Here is a 21,748-nt window from a genome sequence, read left to right as displayed (position 1 = left end):
TCGATGAGGAGCCCTTGGTGAGAAACGTGCATGGAACCCGCCGTCTTCGGCGACTGATGGTGGCCGCAGCGGCCGCAGCAGCGGTCGGTCTACCGGCCGCTTCGGTATCGGCGGTCGAACCGCCCAGCGCAGCGTCGAACGGCGCGCAGGCCGGCGTGGCAGCCGCGCCGGCGGCCGCGGCCGCAGAACCTTTCGACGCCCTCGTCTTCTCGAAGACGGCGGCGTTCCGGCACGGCTCGATCCCCACGGGGATCGAGGCGATCACTCAGCTCGGTGCGGCGAACGACTTCACGGTCACCGCCACGGAGGACGCGAGCGTCTTCTCGGACGACGGCCTCGCCGACTACGAGGTCGTCGTCTTCCTGTCCACGACGGGCGACGTCCTGAGCGCCGACCAGCAGGCGGCGTTCGAGCGGTACATCCAGGGTGGCGGCGGCTACGCGGGCATCCACGCGGCCTCCGACACCGAGTACGACTGGCCCTGGTACGGCGAGCTGGTGGGGGCCTACTTCAACAGCCACCCGGCCAACCAGGACGCGACGATCGACGTCGAGGACCATGCGCACGCCTCCACCGCGCACCTGCCGGACCGCTGGGACCGGCACGACGAGTGGTACAACTTCCGCACCAACCCGCGCGGTGACGTGCACGTGCTAGCCAGCCTCGACGAGGACAGCTACGACGCGGGCGGCGGCGCCATGGGCGCCGACCACCCCACCGCGTGGTGCCACGTCTACGACGGCGGCCGGTCCTGGTACACGGGCGGCGGGCACACCAACGAGTCGTACGCGGAGCCGGCGTTCCTCGAGCACCTGCTCGGCGGCATCCAGACCGCTGCGGGCGTCGTCGACTCCGACTGCAACGCGACCCAGGACGCGAGCTACGAGAAGGTGGCGCTGGACGAGAACACCGCCAACCCGATGATGCTTGACGTCGCGCCGAACGGAACCGTTTTCTACGTCGAGCGCGACGGCCGGGTCCAGCAGATCTCGTCGGAGACCAACCTGACCACGACGGCGATGACCCTCGACGTCACGCTCGCCAACGAGGACGGCCTGACGGGCATCGTGCTCGACCCGGACTTCGCCGCGAACAACTGGGTCTACCTCTACTGGTCGCCCGAGGACGTGGGTGACGACGGGCCGCACAACCGGGTCTCGCGGTTCGCCTACGACCCGGCGACGGGCACGTTCGACCCCGCGAGCGAGGTGGCGGTCCTGAAGGTCACCACGCAGCGCGACAGGTGCTGCCACGCGGGCGGCGACATGCAGTTCGACTCGCAGGGCAACCTGGTGCTCGTCACCGGCGACAACACGGACCCGTTCGAGTCGAGCGGGTACGCCCCGATCGACGAGCGGCCGGGCCGGGAGAACTTCGACGCGCAGCGCACCTCGGCCAACACGAACGACCTGCGGGGCAAGGTGCTGCGCATCCACCCGGAGGCCGACGGCTCGTACACGATCCCCGACGGCAACATGTTCGCGGAGGGCACCGAGCTGACCCGCCCGGAGATCTTCGCCATGGGCTTCCGCAACCCGTTCCGGATCGGCATCGACCCGGCGACGGACAACGTGCTGGTCGGCGACTACGGGCCGGACGCCGGCGCGGCCAACCCCGCGCGCGGTCCCGAGGGCACCGTGGAGTGGAACGTCGTGAGCGACCCCGGCTTCTACGGCTGGCCGTACTGCACGGGCGCCAACACCTCCTACGTCGACTACGACTTCGCCACCAGCCAGTCCGGCGAGACGTTCGACTGTGCGGGCGGCGTCGTCAACGAGTCGCCGAACAACACGGGCCAGGCCCAGCTCCCGCCCGCCAAGGAGGCGGAGGTCTGGTACGGCTACGGCGGCAACCCGGACTTCCCCGAGATCGGGGGCGGCGGCGCACCGATGGGCGGACCGGTCTACGACTTCGACCCCGAGCTCGACTCCGACGTCAAGTGGCCCGCCTACTGGGACGGCAAGGCCCTTCTCGGTGAGTGGAACCAGGGCAAGGTGTACTCCCTCCAGCTCACCGGCGAGCAGCGGGACGACCTGGTGGACATCAACCGGGTCCTGCCAGGGACGCTCGACCCCGCAGAGGGCTTCGACCGGCCCATGGACATGGACTTCGGGCCCGACGGCGCGCTCTACGCCATCGACTGGGGCAGCGGCTTCGGCGGGAACAACGACACCAGCGGTATCTACAAGGTCGCCTACACCCAGGGCGACCCGTCACCGATCGCCAAGGCGGCCGCCGACGTCACCGACGGTCACGCCCCGCTCGCCGTGCAGTTCTCGTCCGAGGGCAGCAGGCACCCGAGCGGTGAGCCGATCACGCTGCGCTGGGACTTCGGCGACGGGACGACGTCGGACGAGGCGAACCCCACGCACACCTACACGGAGAACGGGTCCTACACGGCCCAGCTCACCGCGACGGACGCCGCGGGCGCCGTCGGGGTGGCCAACGTGACGGTGGTGGTAGGGAACATCACGCCGACCGTCTCCATCACGCTTCCCGACGACGGCGGCTTCTTCTCCTGGGGCGACCAGGTCCGGTACGAGGTGGCCGTCGACGACCCGGACGGTGAGGTCGACTGCTCCGACGTCACGCTCTACACCTCGCTGGGGCACGACTCGCACTCGCACCCCATCGAGGAGCTGACGGGCTGCAGCGGCGTGCTGCAGACGGCGGCCGACGACGGGCACGGCGCCGACGCGAACATCTTCTGGACGCTCGAGGCCACGTTCGCCGACGACGGTGGCGCCGTCGGCGTGCCGCTCACCGGCAGCGACCTGCAGGTGCTGCAGCCCAAGCGGCTCCAGGCGGAGTTCTTCACCGACACCGGCCGGCTCCCTGGCTCGACCAGCGGTGGCGACGCGGGCGTGCAGCGTGAGGGGACCGGCGACAGCGCGGGCGGTGGCCAGAACATCGGGTACATCGAGCCCGACGACTGGTGGGCCTTCGAGCCGGTGTCGCTGACGAACATCTCCGCCGTCACCCTCCGTGCGGCCTCGCCGAACGGCGGCGGGCCGGTCTCGGTCCGGTGGGGAGCTCCCGACGGTCCGGAGATCGGCAGCGTGTCCATCCCGGCGACCGGCGACTGGCAGGCCTACACCGACGTCACGGCCGAGCTCCACGACGTCCCGGCGGGTACGGGCACGCTGTACTTCGTGCACACGGCGGGCCAGGCCAACGTGAACTGGCTCGACTTCGTCGGCGACGGGGTGGCCTACCTGCCACCGACGCCCGCCGTCGACGTCGTGCAGCCCACCTGCGATGCCCCGGGAGCCATCGAGCCCCGCGAGGTCGCGGGCGTGCGGTCCTACCAGATCAAGGAATGGACCGGCAGCGAGGCCGGCGACAAGGTCGCCGACCTGGCGGCCCTCGCAGCGGGCACCTACCAGGTGACCGCACGGCCCGACCCGAACGTCGACCTCGTCGCGAGCGGTGACTGGACGGACGGCCCGGGACGCCAGGCGACGCTGCTGGTCACCCTCGACGCGGCGGACTGCACCTGATACGCGTGGTGCGGGGCGGGCACCACGCCCGCCCCGCACCATGGGACCTGGCACCTACGACGGAGGAAAAAATGGCACGACCGATCACCCTGTTCACCGGCCAGTGGGCCGACCTGCCGCTCGAGGAGGTGGCGCGCCTCGCCGGCGAGTGGGGCTACGACGGCCTCGAGCTGGCCTGCTGGGGCGACCACCTCGACCCGTGGCGCTGGGACGACGACGAGTACGTCGCCGGGCGCCTCGAGCTGCTGGAGCGGCACGGCCTGAAGGTGTGGGCGATCTCGAACCACCTCAAGGGCCAGGCCGTCTGCGACGACCCGATCGACCAGCGGCACCGCGACATCGTGTCGGACCGGGTGTGGGGCGACGGGGACCCCGAGGGCGTGCGGCAGCGCGCCGCCGAGGAGATGAAGAACACCGCCCGGCTCGCCGCGAAGCTCGGGGTCAAGACGGTCATCGGGTTCACCGGCTCCGCGATCTGGAAGTACGTGGCGATGTTCCCGCCGGTGTCCGACGCCGCGATCGAGGCCGGCTACCAGGACTTCGCCGACCGCTGGAACCCGATCCTCGACGTGTTCGACGAGGTGGGGGTCAAGTTCGCCCACGAGGTGCACCCGAGCGAGATCGCCTACGACTACTGGACCACGGTCCGGACGCTCGAGGCGATCGGCCACCGCGAGGCGTTCGGCCTGAACTGGGACCCGAGCCACATGGTGTGGCAGGACCTGGACCCGGTCAGCTTCCTCTGGGACTTCAAGGACCGCATCTACCACGTGGACTGCAAGGACACGAAGAAGCGCATGACGAACGGCCGCAACGGCCGCATGGGCTCGCACCTGCCGTGGGCCGACCCGCGCCGCGGCTGGGACTTCGTCTCCACCGGGCACGGTGACGTCCCCTGGGAGGACGCGTTCCGGATGCTCAACACGATCGGCTACGACGGCCCGATCTCCGTCGAGTGGGAGGACGCGGGCATGGACCGCCTCGTCGGCGCACCGGAGGCCCTCGAGTTCGTCCGCTCGCACGCGTACGACGCCCCCGACTCGGCCTTCGACGCGGCCTTCTCGACCCGCTGACGCTCACCGCGAGCTGACCAGGGAGGTACGACCGGCACGGAACAGGAACGACCCGCCGGCACGGTACGACGGCGGGCCGCGTGAGGAATGAAGACCGGGCCCCGGACGAATGGGATGCGCACGAGGCCCGGCCCGCGTGACGACTCGATGAGGAGCTGCATCACACGTATGAAGACTATCCAGGCTCGCGCTCAAGCGCGGCGAAAGAAGACGCTCGCGGCACTCGCCGCGACCTCGCTGGTCGGTGCGGCGCTCCTCGCCACGCCGTCCGCCTCGGCCCATGAGGCCTCCGACGTCGACGCGGCGGCCGCCGCAGACACCGACTGGGGAAACTACGAGAAGGTCCTGCTCACCAAGGACGTCGGCGAACCGATCGACATGGCGGTGCTGCCGGACAAGCGGGTGCTGCACACGGCCCGCAACGGCGACGTGCGGGTGACCGACCCGGCCACCGGCGTCACCAAGCTCGCCAGCACCCTCGACGTCTACGCGAACTCGGAGGACGGCCTGCAGGGCATCGCACTGGCACCGGACTTCGCCACGAGCAACGAGGTCTACCTCGTGTACGCGCCGCGGGACGCCGACGGTGACGGGGTCGCGGACACGCCGTCGGGCAACGCGCCCAACTCGCTGCCCGCCGGCGAGGACGAGAGCTACTGGGACCAGTGGGTGGGCGTGAACCGCCTCGCCAAGTTCACGTGGACCGGTGACTCGCTCGACCTGGCGTCGGAGCAGCCGATCCTCGACATCGAGGTGCAGCGCGGTCAGTGCTGCCACGTCGGCGCGGACATCGACTTCGACGCCGAGGGCAACCTCTACCTGTCCACCGGTGACAACACGCCGGCCGGCACGCCGGGGGCCAACGGGTACGCCCCGAACAACGACGCGCCGGGGATGAACCCGGGCTTCGACGCCCGCAGGGGCGCCGGCAACACGAACGACCTGCGGGGCAAGATCCTGCGGATCGACGTGAAGGACGACATCTCAGCAGGCACGGCGCCGGGGGAGGGCAGCACGTACGACATCCCGGCGGGCAACCTGTTCGCACCCGGTACGGAGAGCACGCGTCCCGAGATCTTCGTGATGGGTGTGCGCAACCCGTTCCGCATCGAGGTCGACCCGGAGACGAACTCCCTGACCTGGGGTGACTACGGGCCCGACGCCGGTTCGGCGAACCCGAACCGCGGGCCGATGGGCTACGTGGAGTGGAACGCCGTGGGCCTCGACGACCCGCACAACTCCGGCTGGCCGTACTGCCACGGGCCGAACGCGGCCTACAACGAGTGGGACTTCGCGACCGCCACGCCTGGTGAGTTCTTCGACTGCGCGGCGCCGCAGAACAACTCCCGCTGGAACACGGGCCTCACCGACCTGCCGGCTGCTCGCGCAGCGAACCTGCACTACGGCGACCAGCCGGGCCAGCAGCCGCGTGACGAGCTCGTGAGCTTCGGCTCCGGTAGCGGCCAGGCCCCGATGGGCGGACCCGTCTACCACTTCGACGCCGACAGCACCGCGCCCGGCAAGTTCCCCGCGTACTGGGACAACAAGGCGTTCTTCGGCGAGTTCTCCCAGGACTACTACGCGGCGTTCAGCGTGGACTGGTCCACCTTCGAGGTCGGCGAGATCGAGGACTTCTTCCCGAACAGCGCCGTCGAGGCGGCCGGCATGAAGACCCACGACAACCCGATCGACCTCGAGTTCGGCCCGGACGGATCCCTCTACGTGCTCGAGTACGGCGACGGCTTCTTCCGGCAGAACCCGGACTCGGGCCTCTACCGCATCGACTACGCCGAGGGGAACAAGGCGCCGCAGGCACGGTTCACGGCGACGCCGGGATCCTCGTCGCAGGCTCCGCTGGAGGTCGCCTTCGACGCCTCCGGGTCCAGCGACCCCGACGGTGACACGCTCACCTACGAGTGGGACCTCGACGGCGACGGCACGTTCGACGCCACCGGCGCACAGGCGACACACACGTACACAGAGCTCGACGTGTACACCGCGCGTCTGCGGGTCACCGACGAGAGCGGCAAGTTCACGCTCACCTCACGCGAGATCAGCGTGGGCAACCAGGCACCAGAGGTCACGGTCGACTTCCCGGCCGACGGCGGCTTCTTCGACTGGGGCAACGACGTGCCCTTCCAGGTGACCACGCAGGACGCCGAGGACGCAGAGACGGTGTGCAGCCGGGTGTCGTGGTCGTACGGCCTCGGCCACGACGAGCACGCCCACCCGGAGGTCTCCGGCACCGGGTGCACCGGCGTGTTCCCCACCGACCCCAACTCGCCGGAGCACGGCGCGGGGGCCCACCTGTACGGAGCAGTGGTGGTCACCTACACCGACGGCGGGGCGAACGGCCTGCCGCCGGCCACCGGTGAGGCGACGGTGCAGCTGAACCCGAAGCTGCAGCAGGCGGAGCACGCGGTCGGTAACGGTGTTGAGGTCGTCGCCGACGAGGCGGCGTCGGCAGGCGCTTACGTGACCGGCCTGAAGAAGGGCGGCTCGCTGGGCCTCACGCCGGTGAACCTCAGCGGCATCGACAGCGCCACCGCCACGGTCCGCGGCAAGGGCAAGCTCGAGCTCCGCTGGGACTCGCCCACCGCCAAGCCGTTCGCCACCGCCAAGGTGAGCAGCGGGCAGGCGTGGCAGGACCTCGCGCTCGCGTTCGACGCCCCCGAGGGCACCGGAACGCTGTACGTCACCACGAACGGCACGCTCGACGTCGACGCGGTGACGATGGTCGGCGAGGGCGTTGGCACGCCCCCGGCGACCGCAGAGAACCTGACCGGCCCGACCGGGGCCGCTCGTACCGAAGGAGAGCAGTGATGGAATCACGCACTGACGTCGACCGCAGGAACTTTCTGAGGCTGGCCGGCGGCACCGTAGCCGTCGGCGCGGCGTCGCTCGCCGGCGCTGCCTTCGCGGGCAGCGCCGCAGCCTCCGTCCTCGCCCCGACGGCGGAGGCCGCTGCCACCACCGCGGGCAAGGGTCGGGTGCTCGTCCCGCCGGGCCAGATCGGGATCCAGCTCTACTCCATCCGGGACAAGGTCTCCTCGCTCGGTTTCCGCGCCGTGTTCGAGCGGCTCTCGGCCATGGGCTACGCCGAGATCGAGTTCGCCGGGTACACGCAGAACCAGGTCGGGCCGATCACGCCGCAGGAGATCCGGCAGCTGCTGGACGACAACGGCCTGCGTGCCGTCGGCGCCCACCGCGGTATCGGGGACTTCGTGAACAACCTCGAGCAGGAGCTCGACACGGCCCAGATCCTGGGCATGCCGCACGTGGGCACGGCCAACGCGCCGACCTCGAACCGCACGGTCGCCGGCTACCTCGCCGCGGCCGAGCAGTTCAACGGGTTCGGCGAGGCGGCGACGGCCCGCGGGCTGAAGTTCTACCAGCACAACCACGACGGCGAGTTCAGCTTCGCGACGGACAACCCCGACGTGCGTCTGTACGACGTCTTCTACGACAACACCGACCCCGCGAAGGTGTACCTCGAGATGGACGTCTACTGGGCGTTCGTCGGCCAGCACCGGTACCCGGGCTTCGAGCCGGTGGACTACGTGAAGCGCAACCCGCACCGGTACCCGCTCCTGCACCTCAAGGACGGAGAGGTGAACCCGGAGAACTCGGGTGGCTACGACATCGTGGAGTTCGGGGCCGGCGACCTGCCGTACACCGAGTTCCTGTCGGCGCTCGGCGGCGCCGGTCAGCGTCACGGGATCTGGGAGCAGGACAACGCCTCGTCGCGGCCTGCGCCGGGCTTCCCTGCTGACTCGTTCGGGAACGCTGCGCGTTCCTACGTAGAGATCCGTTCGCTCCGGCGCGGCTGAGCAGGCGTTCGAAGGGGGTGTGGCCGACGACGTCGGCCACACCCCCTTCGTCGTCCAGCCACGTTCCCGCCCGCTAGCTGGTGCGCAGGAGCACGACGTCGTCGTGCTCCAGGCCGCCCACCACATAGGTGCGCCGCCCGATCACCTCGAAGCCGTGCTTGCCGTAGAACGCCCGGGCACGCAGGTTCTGGGCGTTCGTCCCCAGCCAGTACGGCAGGTCGGGGCCGAGCTGTGCTGCAGTGGAGGAGGCGGCCCGCATGAGCTCACCGGCGATGCCACGGCCCTGCACACCGGGCAGGACGTAGATCTTGGACAGCTCGACGTACGGGGCCTCGCGCCCGCTCGCCCGCCCCACGGCGTCGGCCTCGGCCGTGCCCTCGGGAGCACCGAGGGCCAGGAGGGCGTAGCCGAGCAGCCCGGTGCCGCCGTCGTACACGAGCAGCGCGTGCCGCGCGCTGGCCGCCCACTCGCGGAAGTGCGCGGGCGTCAGCTTCTGCGCGATGTGCGTGGCCATCTCGGCGGCGGAGGCCTCGGGCGGGCACGCGAGGGGGAACGTGAGCGCGGCGAGCCACGCGACCTCGGCCGCGTCGTCGGTGGTCGCCCTGCGCACGACGCCGGTGGGGGCGGCAGTCACGGGCACCGACCCGTGCTGCGTCGCGCTCTGCGTCGTGCCCGGTGCCGTGGGTGTCTGGGTGGGGGCGGGGGACGTCGCCCCGTGCTCGGAGGTCACGGTCCGAACTTAATACCGGGCGCTCGGCGGCGGCTGCGCGCCCGACGGGAAAATGTCGGTGCAAAGCAGGGCAATGGCCGGTACATCGATGGCCGCTGCGCCGTCCTCGCGAGCTGGTGGCGTGTCCCCCGTCACAAGTGTTCCCCGATGGCGTCCCATGACCGGTTCAAAAGGTGCGCTGACCTGCGGAAACAAGGTGTGCCCCACGCCACTTCGAGCGAAGTGGCGTCCACGCGGGATCGTGTGTAATGTTCTCCAGGTCAGCCCGCCGGGCAGACGGACACCAACTGGAAACGGTTGGGTGGCCGCGCCGGGGTTGAAACCCACATCGAAGGTTCGGGTGGCTTCGTGTTCTCCGAAACAGGGTGTGGTTGCCGGATTCGGCAGGCGGGTGCAATTCCTTCCAGTTCTTGAAGCGGAAGCGAATTTGATCGGCCGAAAGAATCTGGTAAGTTGCAGGAATTCGGCAGGCTGATGCGATTCTCTCCAGTTCATCAGAACGGAAGCGAATTTGATCAGCCGAAAGAATCTGGTAGGTTAGAGGAACTGCCCCGGACAGGGAAGCGATCGGAAAGATTGCGACTCTGACGGTGTGCGTCGGTTGTTTGAGAACTCAACAGTGTGCTTGATAGTCAATGCCAAAGTTTTAACCCTTGTGGGTGTGGCTGTGCTGACCGTTCGGTTGGTGTGGTCATGTTCTGTGAGGGGTTGTTTGGACAGATCTTAATCATCAGATTGGTCTGGCCGGTATCATTGTTCGTGCCTGCCCTTTTGGGGTGGGTGTGGATGTTTCTCTTTTACGGAGAGTTTGATCCTGGCTCAGGACGAACGCTGGTGGCGTGCTTAACACATGCAAGTCGAACGGTGAAGCCCAGCTTGCTGGGTGGATCAGTGGCGAACGGGTGAGTAACACGTGAGCAACCTGCCCCCTACTTCGGGATAAGCCTTGGAAACGAGGTCTAATACCGGATATGAACACGTACCGCATGGTGTGTGTTGGAAAGTTTTTCGGTGGGGGATGGGCTCGCGGCCTATCAGCTTGTTGGTGGGGTAATGGCCTACCAAGGCGTCGACGGGTAGCCGGCCTGAGAGGGCGACCGGCCACACTGGGACTGAGACACGGCCCAGACTCCTACGGGAGGCAGCAGTGGGGAATATTGCACAATGGGCGAAAGCCTGATGCAGCGACGCCACGTGAGGGATGACGGCCTTCGGGTTGTAAACCTCTTTCAGCAGGGAAGAAGCGAAAGTGACGGTACCTGCAGAAGAAGCGCCGGCTAACTACGTGCCAGCAGCCGCGGTAATACGTAGGGCGCAAGCGTTGTCCGGAATTATTGGGCGTAAAGAGCTCGTAGGCGGTCTGTCGCGTCTGGTGTGAAATCCCATGGCTCAACTGTGGGCTTGCATCGGGTACGGGCAGACTAGAGTACTGTAGGGGAGACTGGAATTCCTGGTGTAGCGGTGGAATGCGCAGATATCAGGAGGAACACCGATGGCGAAGGCAGGTCTCTGGGCAGTTACTGACGCTGAGGAGCGAAAGCATGGGGAGCGAACAGGATTAGATACCCTGGTAGTCCATGCCGTAAACGTTGGGCACTAGGTGTGGGGCGGGTTCCACTCGTTCTGTGCCGTAGCTAACGCATTAAGTGCCCCGCCTGGGGAGTACGGCCGCAAGGCTAAAACTCAAAGGAATTGACGGGGGCCCGCACAAGCGGCGGAGCATGCGGATTAATTCGATGCAACGCGAAGAACCTTACCAAGGCTTGACATGTACGAGAAAGCCCCAGAGATGGGGTTCTCTTTGGACACTCGTACACAGGTGGTGCATGGTTGTCGTCAGCTCGTGTCGTGAGATGTTGGGTTAAGTCCCGCAACGAGCGCAACCCTTATCCTATGTTGCCAGCGGGTTATGCCGGGGACTCATGGGAGACTGCCGGGGTCAACTCGGAGGAAGGTGGGGATGACGTCAAATCATCATGCCCCTTATGTCTTGGGCTTCACGCATGCTACAATGGCCGGTACAGAGGGCTGCGATACCGTGAGGTGGAGCGAATCCCAAAAAGCCGGTCTCAGTTCGGATCGGGGTCTGCAACTCGACCCCGTGAAGTCGGAGTCGCTAGTAATCGCAGATCAGCAACGCTGCGGTGAATACGTTCCCGGGCCTTGTACACACCGCCCGTCAAGTCACGAAAGTTGGTAACACCCGAAGCTCACGGCCCAACCCCTTGTGGGAGGGAGTGGTCGAAGGTGGGACTGGCGATTGGGACTAAGTCGTAACAAGGTAGCCGTACCGGAAGGTGCGGCTGGATCACCTCCTTTCTAAGGAGCTCATCTCCATCAGGCCTCACATCGTGGGGTCGCCGGCCAGCTCTTCGGGGCCGCTCTTCGGGGCGATGGTTGGTGCTGGTGGCAGAGGCCAGGCCCAGGCCGTTCGTGTCTGGGGTGGTTGCTCATGGGTGGAACATTGACGAAGAGTCTTCCTCGTTCGGGGTGGCTGCTAGTACGCCGGTGCTTGTCACGGGTTGGAACGCGGTCTGCCGGGGGTGGGGGTTCGCCAAGCACACTGTTGGGTCCTGAGACCACCGGCCATGTGTCGGGTGTTTCTGGTTCGAGTACGGGTCACGAGGTTCGTGTCATACCCGCTCATGCTGACTGGTTCAGTGGTGGGTGTGGTGTCACGGGTTGCCTGGTGGGTTCGTCCGTTGCTTGAGAACTGCATAGTGGACGCGAGCATCTTTGAAATTTTCCAAGATTGCGACCGTGAAATGGTGGGCCATGTGCTTTCGGGTGTGTGGTTCCTTGTTTTGTGGTCATCTTGGTTTCTGTGATTGTAGTGTTGTTCGAAGTTTTTTAGGGCACATTGGTGGATGCCTTGGCACTAGGAGCCGAAGAAGGACGTTGTAGCCTGCGATAATCCTCGGGGAGTTGGCAGACGAGCTGTGATCCGAGGGTCTCCGAATGGGGGAACCCAGCCGAAGTCATGTTCGGTTACCCGCGCCTGAATGTATAGGGCGTGTGGAGGGAACGTCGGGAAGTGAAACATCTCAGTACCGACAGGAAGAGATATTCCGTGAGTAGTGGCGAGCGAAAGCGGATGAGGCCAAACCGTATGCGTGTCAAGCTGTCAGGCGTTGCGTGTGCGGGGTTGTGGGACCTTCTGGGAAGATCTGACAGTCTTCCAGCCAGTAAGAAAGTCGTGTCATAGTCGAACCGGGTTGAATACCGGACCGTAGTGGGTGGGAGTCCCGTAGACGAAATGGCGCGGCCTGGTGGAGGGGATCCCAAGTAGCACGGGGCCCGTGAAATCTCGTGTGAATCTGGCAAGACCACTTGCTAAGCCTAAATACTACCTAGTGACCGATAGCGGACAAGTACCGTGAGGGAAAGGTGAAAAGTACCCCGGGAGGGGAGTGAAATAGTACCTGAAACCGTGTGCCTACAATCCGTCGGAGCCTCCATAGTAGGGGTGACGGCGTGCCTTTTGAAGAATGAGCCTGCGAGTTAGTGCTCGGTGGCGAGGTTAACCCGTGTGGGGTATCCGTAGCGAAAGCGAGTCCGAATAGGGCGATTGAGTCGCCGGGTCTAGACCCGAAGCGAAGTGATCTAGCCATGGGCAGGTTGAAGCGCCGGTAAGACGGCGTGGAGGACCGAACCCACCAGGGTTGAAAACCTGGGGGATGACCTGTGGTTAGGGGTGAAAGGCCAATCAAACTTCGTGATAGCTGGTTCTCCCCGAAATGCATTTAGGTGCAGCGTCGCGTGTTTCTTACCGGAGGTAGAGCTACTGGATGGCTAATGGGCCTCACCAGGTTACTGACGTCAGCCAAACTCCGAATGCCGGTAAGTGCAAGCGCGGCAGTGAGACTGCGGGGGATAAGCTCCGTGGTCGAGAGGGAAACAGCCCAGATCACCGGCTAAGGCCCCTAAGCGTGTGCTCAGTGGGAAAGGATGTGGAGTTGCACAGACAACCAGGAGGTTGGCTTAGAAGCAGCCACCCTTGAAAGAGTGCGTAATAGCTCACTGGTCAAGTGATTCCGCGCCGACAATGTAGCGGGGCTCAAGCACACCGCCGAAGCCGTGGCACTCACACGTTAGCCCAGCATGCGCCCTTGTGGTGTGTGTTCAGGTGTGTGGGTGGGTAGGGGAGCGTCGTGTGGGCAGTGAAGTCGCGGAGTGATCCAGCGGTGGAGCCTACACGAGTGAGAATGCAGGCATGAGTAGCGAATGACGGGTGTGAATCCCGTCCGCCGAATGACCAAGGGTTCCAGGGCCAGGTTCATCCGCCCTGGGTAAGTCGGGACCTAAGGCGAGGCCGACAGGCGTAGTCGATGGACAAGGAGTTGATATTCTCCTACCGGCGAAGTACCGCCCATACCGAGCCCGGTGATACTAACCACCCCGAGCTCACACCGACACCTTCGGGTGTCATCGTGAGTAAGGCGTGGGACCTGATCCGGTAGTAGGTAAGCGTGTTAACAGGGGTGACGCAGGAAGGTAGCCAGGCGTGGCGATGGTTGTCCACGTCCAAGGTTGTAGCCCGTCCCATAGGCAAATCCGTGGGGCATTAAGGGTGAGAGCTGATAGTGACCGTGTATGCGGGAATCTGGTGATCCTATGCTGCCTAGAAAAGCCTCGACGCGAGGGACTAGCCGCCCGTACCCTAAACCGACTCAGGTGGTCAGGTAGAGAATACTAAGGCGATCGAGAGAATCGTGGTTAAGGAACTCGGCAAAATGCCCCCGTAACTTCGGGAGAAGGGGGGCCTGAACCGTTAACCCACTTGCTGGGGGACGCGGGGAGGGCCGCAGAGACCAGGGAGAAGCGACTGTTTACTAAAAACACAGGTCCGTGCGAAGTCGCAAGACGATGTATACGGACTGACGCCTGCCCGGTGCTGGAAGGTTAAGAGGACGAGTCAGCCTTCGGGCGAAGCTCAGAATTTAAGCCCCAGTAAACGGCGGTGGTAACTATAACCATCCTAAGGTAGCGAAATTCCTTGTCGGGTAAGTTCCGACCTGCACGAATGGCGTAACGACTTCTCCGCTGTCTCAACCGCGAACTCGGCGAAATTGCACTACGAGTAAAGATGCTCGTTACGCGCAGCAGGACGGAAAGACCCCGGGACCTTTACTATAGCTTGGTATTGGTGTTCGGTGCGGTTTGTGTAGGATAGGTGGGAGACTGTGAAGTCCGGGCGCCAGCTCGGGTGGAGTCATTGTTGAAATACCACTCTGATCGCTTCGGATGTCTAACCTCGGTCCGTAATCCGGATCAGGGACAGTGCCTGGTGGGTAGTTTAACTGGGGCGGTTGCCTCCTAAAATGTAACGGAGGCGCTCAAAGGTTCCCTCAGCCTGGTTGGCAATCAGGTGTCGAGTGCAAGTGCACAAGGGAGCTTGACTGTGAGACCGACAGGTCGAGCAGGGACGAAAGTCGGAACTAGTGATCCGGCGGTGGCTTGTGGAAGCGCCGTCGCTCAACGGATAAAAGGTACCCCGGGGATAACAGGCTGATCTTGCCCAAGAGTCCATATCGACGGCATGGTTTGGCACCTCGATGTCGGCTCGTCGCATCCTGGGGCTGGAGTAGGTCCCAAGGGTTGGGCTGTTCGCCCATTAAAGCGGTACGCGAGCTGGGTTTAGAACGTCGTGAGACAGTTCGGTCCCTATCCGCTGCGCGCGCAGGAAACTTGAGAAGGGCTGTCCCTAGTACGAGAGGACCGGGACGGACGAACCTCTGGTGTGCCAGTTGTTCCGCCAGGAGCACGGCTGGTTGGCTACGTTCGGAAGGGATAACCGCTGAAAGCATCTAAGCGGGAAGCCTGCTTCGAGATGAGGTTTCCAGACACCCTTGTGGTGTGAGAGGCACCCAGCAGACCACTGGGTTGATAGGCCGGATGTGGAAGACAGGACTAACGACTGTCGGAGCTGACCGGTACTAACTGCCGATAACTTCACAACACATCTTCATGGCTAATAAGTTTCATTGATTGTTGACGCGTCCACTATGCGGTTCCCGAGTCACGGGCACCAACCCCTTTACACCCCGGCATCACCACTGTCTTTTGAGTGGGTGTGTGGGTGGGCTGGGGGGTTTGCCTTCTCGATAGTGTTACGGTGGTCATAGCGTAGGGGAAACGCCCGGTCCCATTCCGAACCCGGAAGCTCAGCCCTACAGCGCCGATGGTACTGCCCTGGAGACGGGGTGGGAGAGTAGGACGCCGCCGGACAACCATTCCCAGCAGGGGGTGGAACCCGCACAACCCTTCAGGGGTTGGTGCGGGTTCCACCCCCTGACCTGAGTCGTGCCGGTTTAGTCACCCCGTAGCGCGGTGAGGATCTCGGCGGCTGGGGGCGGGATCTCGGGTTGGGCGGTGATGCGGTGGCCGGCGATCTCGATGACGGCGGTGCGTAGGGGCTGCAGGGTCTGGACGAGCTTGCGGATCGAGACGCCGGTGGCCTGCTGGAGGTGGCGGGCGACGGCCAGGGCGGTGAACACGATCGTCAGGTGGGCCTCGATCGACTCGCGGACGTGGTGGAAGACCGGCCGGGCGGCCAGGTCGTGCTTGGACATCCGGAAGGAGCGTTCGACCTGGTAGAGGTCGTGGTAGGCGTCGATCACGGCCTGCCCGTCCAGGGTCTCGACGGCGAGGTTAGTGACATAGCCCTTGAGGCCGGCCAGGTCGCGGGCGCGCTGGACGAGGCCCCAGTCCACGCCCCGGCTGGTGTTGTCGATCTTGACGAACCGGTCCTTCTTGAGCGGCTTCGAACCGTCGGCGACCTTCTCGGCGCGGGTGATCTGGGCGTTGATCGTGCGCTGGTCACGCTGCTGGCGGGCGAACAGGTACTGGTAGACCACCCGCCGCTGCCGGGCGTGCTTGCCGGTGCCCATCACGCGGTCGCTCTCGAGAACCTGCCGGTCGGCGAAGTGGGTGCCGTGGCGTTCGAAGTAGTCGGCCAGGTCGTAGGGTGCCTTGGAGATCCTTGAGCCGACGATGAAGGAGAACCCAGCTTCTTCCAGCGCGTTCAGGTTCGCTGCGGACAGCATCCCGGCGTCGGCGACCACGACCATGTCCTTCACACCCAGCCCGTAGGTCTCGGTGAACGCGGCAAGGACCGGCAGCAGGGTCTTGGTCTCGGCCTTGTTCCCCTCGAAGCAGTGGATCGCGAGCGGGAACCCCGTGGTCGTCACAAGCAGACCGACCAGGATCTGCGGATCGACGCGCCGTTCCTTGCTCATCCCGACCTTGCGTAGATCGTCCTCGTGCTCGGCCTCGAACCACAGCGTGGTGCAGTCGTACATGATCATCGCCAGACCCGCCCCGCTCGCGGTGACGTGCTCCAGGCACGCGGCCTGCACCACGGCCCGGTAGTCGTGGTCCTGGCACCGCTTCAAGCTCCGGAAGATCGTCCGCACGCTCGGTGCCGCAACTCCGAGTTCGGCCAGCACCCGGACCGTGTCGGCCTTCGACGTCGGCTCCACGATCCGGGCGAGCACGAGCCGCATGAACGTGTCGTCGTCCACACCGCCGAACCCGAGGTGCGCATACGCCCCGGCCAGGACGTCCCACAACACCTGCGACGCCCCGCCCACGACCCGTGCTCCACCGCCGGGTGGCGTGTCGGGCTCCAGATCGAGCGCGCCCTGACCGGGCCGAAGCCGTTGCTCGGCGATCTCCAGCAGCACCGCCAGCTGCGCCTCGTCGTGCGCAGACCCGATGTGCTCGATCCCGGTGACCTGCCGGCCCTGCTTGTGCATGACCTGCACCGCCGTCGCCCCCGACGCCGTGGGGACCTTCCGGATGAACGACGCCACCCGTGGACGCTACGACGAGACCGGCCGTTAGTCACCCCGAACAACCCACCCCGAGACCATCACCCCAGGCCACAACCCCGCCGATAACGCAACGCCGAGATGTGGCACGAGTCAGGCCTGACTGCATTTCTGGTCCGGTTCCACGCACGGCCATGTGTCCCTCGCGAAGTGGCCGGAAACTCTGCCACTTCGCACCGACGAAGCCATCAGTCACAGCGATTTCACAGTGAACAGGCCGGAATCGGGGCGATCGAACGCGGTCCGACGACTAGACTGGCGGCCATGTCCACCATCTCCCGTGACGAGGTTGCGCGCGTGGCTGCGCTGGCACGGATCGACCTGCGACCGGACGAGGTCGCCCGCCTGGCCGGTGAGCTCGGCGTGATCGTCGAGTCCGTCGCTCGCGTGAGCGAGGTCGCTACCGCCGACGTGCCTGCAACGAGCCACCCCCTCCCGCTGACGAACGTGTTCCGAGACGACGTGCCGGAACCCGCCCTGCCGATCCAGGATGTCCTGGCCGGCGCCCCGCAGCAGGAGAACGGACGCTTCGCCGTCCCGCAGATCCTCGGCGAAGAGTGATGGGAACCAACGACATGACACACGACATCACCCGGCTCAGTGCGTCCGACCTCGCGTCCGCACTGGCCCGCAAGGACATCTCCAGCGTCGAGGCCACACAGGCCAACCTGGACCGCATCGCCGCCGTCGACGGGGACCTCCACGCGTTCCTGCACGTCTCGTCGGACGAGGCGCTGGCCACGGCCGCAGAGGTCGACGCGAAGCGTGCGGCGGGCGAAGAGCTGCACCCGCTCGCCGGCGTGCCGATCGCGGTCAAGGACGTCGTGGTGACCAAGGGTCTGCCCACCACGGCGGGATCGAAGATCCTCAAGGGCTGGATCCCGCCGTACGACGCGACGCTCGTCGAGCGCATCAAGGCCGCCGGCCTGCCGATCCTCGGCAAGACCAACATGGACGAGTTCGCCATGGGGTCGTCGACCGAGCACTCGGCCTACGGCAACACGAAGAACCCGTGGGACCTCGACCGGATCCCCGGCGGCTCCGGTGGTGGCTCCGCCGCCGCGGTCGCCGGCTTCGAGGCGCCGCTCGCCATCGGTACCGACACCGGCGGTTCGATCCGCCAGCCGGGCGCCGTGACCGGCACCGTCGGCGTGAAGCCCACCTACGGCGGTGTCTCCCGGTACGGCCTGATCGCCATGGCGTCCTCGCTCGACCAGGCGGGCCCTGTGACCCGTTCGGTTCTCGACGCAGCGCTGCTGCACGAGCTGATCGGCGGACACGACCCGCACGACTCGACGTCGATCAACGAGCCGGTACCCGGCGTCGTCGCGGCGGCCCGGCTGGGCGCCAACGGCGACCTGAAGGGAGTGCGCGTCGGCGTGGTCAAGGAGCTCTCGGGCGAGGGCTACCAGGCCGGCGTGTCGGCTCGGTTCGACGAGTCGCTCGACCAGCTCCGGTCGCTCGGCGCCGAGATCGTCGAGGTCTCCTGCCCGAGCTTCGGCTACGCGCTGGACGCCTACTACCTGATCATGCCCGCCGAGGCCTCCAGCAACCTGGCCAAGTTCGACGGCATGCGGTTCGGCCTGCGCGTCGAGCCCACCGACGGGCCCGTCACTGCGGAGCGTGTCATGGGCGCGACCCGCGGCGCGGGCTTCGGTGACGAGGTCAAGCGCCGCGTCATCCTCGGCACGTACGCCCTGTCGGCCGGCTATTACGACGCCTACTACGGCAGCGCGCAGAAGGTCCGCACGCTGATCCAGCGCGACTTCGCCGCGGCGTTCCAGCAGGCCGACGTTCTGGTCTCGCCGACGGCGCCGACCACGGCGTTCAGGTTCGGCGAGAAGCTGGACGACCCGCTCGCGATGTACCTCAACGACATCGCGACGATCCCCGCGAACCTCGCCGGCGTGCCCGGCATGTCCCTGCCGAACGGCCTGGCAGAGCCCGACGGAGGGGGCGCCAGCCTGCCATCAGGTTTCCAGATCCTGGCCCCCGCCAAGGCGGACGACCGGCTGTACCGCGTGGGCGCAGCCCTCGAGGCGGCCCTGGAGTCCAGCTGGGGCGGGCCCATCCTGAACCAGGCACCCGAACTCAAGACCACGGAGCTTGCCCGATGACTGCCGCAACGACGACCGGACTGGTCGCCTACGAGGACGCCGTCCGCCGCTACGACCCGGTGCTCGGCATCGAGGTCCACGTCGAGCTCGGCACGCTCACCAAGATGTTCTGCGCGGCCGAGGTCGCCTACGGCGGCGAGCCCAACACCCAGGTGACGCCGGTGAGCCTCGGGCTGCCGGGTGCGCTGCCGGTGGTCAACGGCAAGGCCGTCGAGTACGCGATCCGGATCGGCCTCGCGCTGAACTGCACCATCGCGGAGAGCTGCCGCTTCGCCCGGAAGAACTACTTCTACCCGGACGTGCCCAAGAACTTCCAGACGTCGCAGTACGACGAGCCGATCGCCTTCGACGGCTGGATCGACATCGAGCTGGACGACGGCGAGGTGTTCCGCGTCGAGATCGAGCGCGCGCACATGGAGGAGGACGCCGGGAAGAACACCCACGTGGGTGGCCTGACCGGGCGCATCCAGGGCGCCGAGTACTCGCTCGTCGACTACAACCGTGCAGGCATCCCCCTGGTGGAGATCGTGACGCGGCCCATCGAGGGCGCCGGCGAGCGAGCTCCCGAGGTAGCGCGCGCCTACGTGCAGACGCTGCGCGACATCTTCCGCTCGCTCGACGTCTCCGAGGCGCGGATGGAGCGTGGCAACGTGCGCGCGGACGTGAACCTGTCGCTGCGTCCCACTCCCGAGTCGCCCCTGGGAACCCGCACCGAGACCAAGAACGTGAACTCGTTCCGGTCGATCGAGCGTGCCGTGCGCTACGAGGTGTCCCGCCAGGCGGGCGTGCTCGACGCGGGCATCGCGGTCATCCAGGAGACGCGCCACTTCCACGAGGAGGACGGCACGACGTCGTCGGGCCGCGTGAAGTCGGACGCCGAGGACTACCGCTACTTCCCCGAGCCGGACCTGGTGCCGGTGGCACCGAGCCGCGAGTGGGTCGAGGAGATCCGGGCGACGCTCCCTGAGATGCCGGTGGCACGCCGTCGTCGGCTCCAGACGGACTGGGGATACGCCGACGCCGAGATGCGCGACGTCGTCAACGCCGGCGCCATCGATCTCATCGAGGCGACCGTCGCGGCGGGCACGAGCGCCGCGGGCGCGCGCAAGTGGTGGATGGGCGAGCTGGCCCGGCGGGCCAAGCAGGACGAGATCATGCTCGAGGACCTCGTCGTCACGCCCGCGCAGATCGCGCAGCTCCAGGGCCTCGTCGAGTCCGGGCGCATCAACGACAAGATCGCGCGCCAGGTGCTCGAAGGCGTGCTCGCCGGAGAGGGCGACCCGGAGGCCGTGGTCGTGTCGCGCGATCTCGAGATCGTGTCCGACGACGGCCCGCTGCTCGCTGCCATCGACGACGCACTGGCCGCTCAGCCCGACATCGTGGAGAAGGTCCGCGGTGGTAACCAGGGTCCGGTCGGCGCGATCATCGGCGCGGTCATGAAGGCCACGAAGGGCCAGGCCGACGCGAAGCGGGTCCGCGAGCTGGTGCTGGATCGGATCGGCTCGTGAGGCTCGTCAGGTGACCCGCGGCCCCCTCCTGCACGGCGAGATGATGCGGCTGCGTCCCATCGAGGCGCGCGACTCGGAACGCCTGTGGGAGGCAGTGCAGGACCCGGAGGGCACCCGGCTGACCGGGACCACCGCCGTCTTCACCCGTGACCAGATCGACGAGTGGGCGAGGGCGGTCAGCGACCGGCCCGGCCGGTACGACTGGGCGATCTGCCCTGCCGCGGAGCGGGACGGGAAGCCGGTCAGCGACGAGCTGATCGGCGAGATCGTGCTCAACGACCTCGACGAGGACGTCCGCTCGGCGAACCTGCGGCTCCAGCTGTTGCCGAACTACCGGGGCCGCGGGTATGGCAGGGAAGCCATCGCCGAGGTGCTCCGGTTCGCGTTCGACGGTGTCGACGGCGAGCAGGGGCTCGGCCTGCACCGCGTCAGTCTCGACGTGCTCAGCATCAACCCGCGCGCCCAGGCGCTGTACGAGTCGCTCGGATTCCGTGTGGAGGGCCGCCTGCGGGACATCTACCGCGACGGCGACACCTGGGCCGACGCCATCGTGATGAGCATCCTCGAGGACGAGTACCGGGCGATGCAGGACTGATCCGGCCCGGCCTACGGGCCGCCCGTGATGTAGGCGGTCAGCTGGTCCCGCTCGGCCTGCACCTCGGCGATCCGGTGCTTGACCACGTCACCGATGCTCACGATCCCGGTCAGCCGGGCGTCCACGAGCACGGGGACGTGCCGGACCCGGTGCTCCGTCATCACCGGCATGAGCTCGTCGAGGGTGGCTTCGGGCCCGCAGGTGTGCACAGCGGCCGTCATGATCGCCTCCACCGTGCCGTCGAGCACGGCGTCCCCGTCCGAGTGCAGCCGACGGACGACGTCACGCTCGCTGACGATCCCGTCGACGCGCACGCCGTCGTCGGACACCACGACGGCGCCTATGCCGTGCTGGGCGAGAAGGGCGAGCAGGTCACGCACGCTCCGGTCCCTTGAGATGGTGACCACCGAGCTGCCCTTGCGCCGCAATGCCTCTGTCACCCGCATTCGAGCACCTCCATCACGTGCACGCAGGAGTCCGCGTCATTGCGAGCTCCTACTACGACCGTACGGCACGGTGCGAGGTTCAGGTAGTGGGAGAAACGCCTGTCACGGGGCGAGGGG

Annotated in this window: 11 protein-coding genes and 3 rRNA genes; 11 read left to right on the top strand and 3 right to left on the bottom strand. The window is 66.4% G+C overall.

The genetic code is table 11. The features are described from left to right. Nucleotides 1-17: 17 nt before the first annotated feature. The 4 genes from ACFS27_RS05865 (at nt 18) to ACFS27_RS05850 (ending at nt 8,403) form a co-directional block, all read left to right on the top strand. Nucleotides 18-3,500, top strand: coding sequence for a ThuA domain-containing protein (locus ACFS27_RS05865; protein ID WP_377180904.1), 3,483 nt, complete (start codon nt 18-20; stop codon nt 3,498-3,500). A 71-nt stretch (nt 3,501-3,571) separates the two neighbouring features. Then, the gene (locus ACFS27_RS05860; RefSeq protein ID WP_377180903.1) at nt 3,572-4,573 is read left to right on the top strand and encodes a sugar phosphate isomerase/epimerase family protein; all 1,002 of its coding nucleotides are present in this window, start codon (nt 3,572-3,574) and stop codon (nt 4,571-4,573) included. Between the two features lie 168 nt (nt 4,574-4,741). Continuing rightward, complete coding sequence (locus ACFS27_RS05855; protein WP_377180902.1) at nt 4,742-7,396, top strand: PQQ-dependent sugar dehydrogenase; 2,655 nt, start codon at nt 4,742-4,744, stop codon at nt 7,394-7,396. Beyond that, entirely contained in the window at nt 7,396-8,403 is a 1,008-nt protein-coding gene (locus ACFS27_RS05850; protein ID WP_377180901.1) for a sugar phosphate isomerase/epimerase family protein, read from the top strand. Before ACFS27_RS05855 ends, ACFS27_RS05850 begins: the two co-directional genes overlap by 1 nt. Nucleotides 8,404-8,476: 73 nt before the next feature. Here ACFS27_RS05850 and ACFS27_RS05845 read toward each other — a convergent pair whose 3' ends face one another. Next, a complete protein-coding gene (locus tag ACFS27_RS05845) occupies nt 8,477-9,133 on the bottom strand; it encodes a GNAT family N-acetyltransferase (protein ID WP_377180900.1) in 657 nt (218 codons plus the stop codon). Between the two features lie 796 nt (nt 9,134-9,929). Between ACFS27_RS05845 and ACFS27_RS05840 the strand changes: the two genes are divergently transcribed. From ACFS27_RS05840 to rrf, 3 genes are all read left to right on the top strand, one after another. After that, nucleotides 9,930-11,452, top strand: a 16S ribosomal RNA gene (locus ACFS27_RS05840). A gap of 520 nt (nt 11,453-11,972) precedes the next feature. Then, nucleotides 11,973-15,092, top strand: a 23S ribosomal RNA gene (locus ACFS27_RS05835). A gap of 152 nt (nt 15,093-15,244) precedes the next feature. Beyond that, nucleotides 15,245-15,361 (top strand): 5S ribosomal RNA (rrf, locus tag ACFS27_RS05830). The 16S, 23S and 5S rRNA genes sit together here, the layout of an rRNA operon. 83 nt (nt 15,362-15,444) lie before the next feature. Here the strand turns inward: rrf and ACFS27_RS05825 are convergent. Continuing rightward, nucleotides 15,445-16,890 carry an IS1634 family transposase gene (locus tag ACFS27_RS05825; protein ID WP_377183613.1) on the bottom strand — a complete coding sequence of 482 codons (1,446 nt, stop codon included), beginning with the start codon at nt 16,888-16,890 and terminating at the stop codon, nt 15,445-15,447. A gap of 339 nt (nt 16,891-17,229) precedes the next feature. Here ACFS27_RS05825 and gatC point away from each other — a divergent pair, with 339 nt between their 5' ends. Genes gatC through ACFS27_RS05805 form a run of 4 tightly spaced genes read left to right on the top strand, consistent with a single transcriptional unit; the run spans nt 17,230 to nt 21,185 of the window. Beyond that, nucleotides 17,230-17,526 (top strand): Asp-tRNA(Asn)/Glu-tRNA(Gln) amidotransferase subunit GatC, encoded by a 297-nt coding sequence (gene gatC, locus ACFS27_RS05820; protein WP_377180899.1) that lies wholly within the window; start codon nt 17,230-17,232, stop codon nt 17,524-17,526. A 14-nt stretch (nt 17,527-17,540) separates the two neighbouring features. Continuing rightward, entirely contained in the window at nt 17,541-19,082 is a 1,542-nt protein-coding gene (gene gatA, locus ACFS27_RS05815) for an Asp-tRNA(Asn)/Glu-tRNA(Gln) amidotransferase subunit GatA (protein ID WP_377180898.1), read from the top strand. Further along, on the top strand, nt 19,079-20,590 hold the full coding sequence (gatB, locus tag ACFS27_RS05810; protein ID WP_377180897.1) for an Asp-tRNA(Asn)/Glu-tRNA(Gln) amidotransferase subunit GatB: 1,512 nt from the start codon (nt 19,079-19,081) through the stop codon (nt 20,588-20,590). The genes gatA and gatB overlap by 4 nt, the downstream gene beginning before the upstream one ends. 10 nt (nt 20,591-20,600) lie before the next feature. Beyond that, the gene (locus ACFS27_RS05805) at nt 20,601-21,185 is read left to right on the top strand and encodes a GNAT family N-acetyltransferase (protein WP_377180896.1); all 585 of its coding nucleotides are present in this window, start codon (nt 20,601-20,603) and stop codon (nt 21,183-21,185) included. Between the two features lie 11 nt (nt 21,186-21,196). Here ACFS27_RS05805 and ACFS27_RS05800 read toward each other — a convergent pair whose 3' ends face one another. Further along, nucleotides 21,197-21,631 (bottom strand): CBS domain-containing protein, encoded by a 435-nt coding sequence (locus ACFS27_RS05800; protein WP_377180894.1) that lies wholly within the window; start codon nt 21,629-21,631, stop codon nt 21,197-21,199. Between the last annotated feature and the right edge of the window lie 117 nt (nt 21,632-21,748).

The sequence above is a fragment of the Promicromonospora vindobonensis genome (genome assembly GCF_042685865.1).
Classification (GTDB): Bacteria; Actinomycetota; Actinomycetes; order Actinomycetales; family Cellulomonadaceae; genus Promicromonospora; species Promicromonospora vindobonensis.
This window is presented reverse-complemented; position numbering and strand designations above follow the sequence as displayed.

Coding starts and splice junctions, on each gene's coding strand:
- ACFS27_RS05850 (WP_377180901.1), top strand. CDS start 7,396: ATGGAATCACGCACTGACGTCGACCGCAGGAACTTTCTGAGGCTGGCC.
- ACFS27_RS05860 (WP_377180903.1), top strand. CDS start 3,572: ATGGCACGACCGATCACCCTGTTCACCGGCCAGTGGGCCGACCTGCCG.
- gatC (WP_377180899.1), top strand. CDS start 17,230: ATGTCCACCATCTCCCGTGACGAGGTTGCGCGCGTGGCTGCGCTGGCA.
- ACFS27_RS05800 (WP_377180894.1), bottom strand. CDS start 21,631: ATGCGGGTGACAGAGGCATTGCGGCGCAAGGGCAGCTCGGTGGTCACC.
- ACFS27_RS05855 (WP_377180902.1), top strand. CDS start 4,742: ATGAAGACTATCCAGGCTCGCGCTCAAGCGCGGCGAAAGAAGACGCTC.
- gatA (WP_377180898.1), top strand. CDS start 17,541: ATGACACACGACATCACCCGGCTCAGTGCGTCCGACCTCGCGTCCGCA.
- ACFS27_RS05825 (WP_377183613.1), bottom strand. CDS start 16,890: ATGCACAAGCAGGGCCGGCAGGTCACCGGGATCGAGCACATCGGGTCT.
- gatB (WP_377180897.1), top strand. CDS start 19,079: ATGACTGCCGCAACGACGACCGGACTGGTCGCCTACGAGGACGCCGTC.